This is a genomic window from Marisediminitalea sp. (assembly GCF_984433645.1).
Map to the genome: position 1 here is coordinate 20104 of NZ_CFIDRX010000066.1, position 2098 is coordinate 22201.

A 2098-nucleotide genomic window follows, 5' to 3' on the forward strand; every position below is an offset into this window, starting at 1 on the left:
TGTCCAATGCAGTAAAATCAGCGTCTGATGGTAGCGCTTCTATCGCTTCTTCTGCAGTGTATCGTGATTGCACGGTGCGCACAGAAACAGGGTTGATGAAATCGCGAAGCTCACTACAGGCGAGTAGCACCTGTTCGTCGACCACGGTGCCTACCGCCGATTTTTTGGTATCGATGAGTTCTCTTAATCTTGCCTCTGACGATGCGACGCTGGCGTTAATTTGGGTATTTGAATTGCGAGATATCCCCTTAACCTTAACGCCCGGGAGTAATCGCTTAACTTGCGAAATCAGGGCTTTTTGTTCGTCCGGCGATGTCTGTGGTGAAGGGCGGATAAATACAGTGTCATTCGGCGCCAGCTTGCCAGATAAACTCATGGCAAACAGTGACACAGACACACCGGTTGGCCGGGTGTGGCTGAAAGACAGATCGGTATCGACTATCTGCCATTGTTGGTCAATTTTATCGACATCCGCATAATAGCCTGCATACAAATCAGCATGAGATGACAGATACACTGGCAGTGTGAGTGAGGTAAAGTGGTAATATAATGGGGTACCGCAACTGCGACCATTCACAGGTAAGATATCGCCGGATTCGGCAATCACTAAATTTCGTTTTATCAGTGCTTGCTGCAATGAAGTATGGGATGCCAAGCGGCTTGCATGAGCCGGCAAACGGGCACTAACGTGAAATACATCCTGGTAGGATTCCGGGCGTTTATCAGTTGTGCCACAGCCACTTAATACGGTTGCTACCACTGTCGCCGCAAGTAAAGTCTTTCTGCGAGATGCAAAAAACATCGACCATTCCTTGTCTGTGTACTACTCAATTTTGTTAACAATAACAGATGATTATAATTTTGCTAAGAAAAATTTGGCTTTATAGACAATGTGTCGGGCACAGACCGTGGTGTAACGCAGGCATAAAAAAGGGCACACTGTGGTGACATCAGCGCGCCCAGTGAGGAAGCGGGTTAAACGCTAGTCAATGTTCTCATAAGGCATACCAACATACTGGGTCGCGATGACCTGTTTGCCTGCCTGATGATTCAGGAAGAAATCCAGTTCTGATGTCATAAATTGGTCGAAGGTGGCTTTTTGCATGCCGCCCACTTCCTGTTCGTCGAAGTCGTGGAGCATGTTGCTCATCCACCATGAAAAACGTTCGCCGTGCCACACCCTGCGTAATGCAATTTCGGAGTAACGTTGCAGCACCGACATATCACCTTCGCTATAGGCTTTACACAATAACTTATAAAGCGTCGCGACGTCCGACGCGGCCAGGTTCAGTCCTTTGGCACCGGTAGGTGGAACGATATGCGCTGCGTCGCCTACCAGGAACAGATTTCCCCATTGCATTGGCTCGCACACAAAACTGCGCAGTGGCGCAATGCTCTTTTCAATACTGGGGCCGGTCACCAGTCTGGCGGCCATCTCTTCAGGTAAGCGTTTTTTCAACTCTTCCCAGAAGCGCTCGTCGGTCCATTCTTCTACTTTATGGTCGAGTGGTACTTGTAAATAATACCGTGAACGGGTTTCTGAACGCATACTGGCCAGTGCGAAGCCGCGCTTGGTTTTACAGTAAATCAGCTCGTCGCTGACCGGCGGTGTATCGCTGAGTAAGCCCAGCCAGCCAAAGGGGTACACACGTTCGTGCTCGGTGCGCTGTTCAGCCGGAATCGTTTGCCGGGACACACCGTGAAAGCCATCACAGCCCACTACTACGTCGCAATTAAGGCGATAGGCTTCACCGCCATGTTCAAAAGTAACATAGGGAGCATCGCTTTTGGCATCGTGAATAGCCGTTTCAGACGACTCGTAATACGTGGTGAGCGCTGCAGCCTCCCGGGCTTCCATAAGATCCCGGGTGATTTCGGTCTGGCCATAACACATGACCGTTTTGCCTTCGGTCAGCTCTTTAATGTTGATGTTAAACACCTGTCCGTAATAAGAAATGTCGAACCCTTCGTGTACATGGCCTTCTTTATCCATGCGTTCGTTTACACCGGCTTCACGGACTAAATCGACAAAACCTTGTTCGAGGATGCCTGCACGAATTCTGCCCAACACGTACTCGCCCGACACACGTTCAACAAT

Annotated in this window: 2 protein-coding genes; both read right to left on the reverse strand. The window is 49.6% G+C overall.

The genetic code is table 11. From position 1 onward, the window contains the following. Window positions 1-802: hypothetical protein (locus tag AC4MRN_RS10375; RefSeq protein ID WP_491203231.1), on the reverse strand; the 802-nt coding region annotated here is incomplete at its 3' end. Window positions 803-982: 180 nt separating this feature from the next. Beyond that, window positions 983-2098, reverse strand: a 1116-nt coding sequence (gene pobA, locus AC4MRN_RS10380) for a 4-hydroxybenzoate 3-monooxygenase (RefSeq protein WP_491203232.1), incomplete at its 5' end; no start/stop codon positions are given.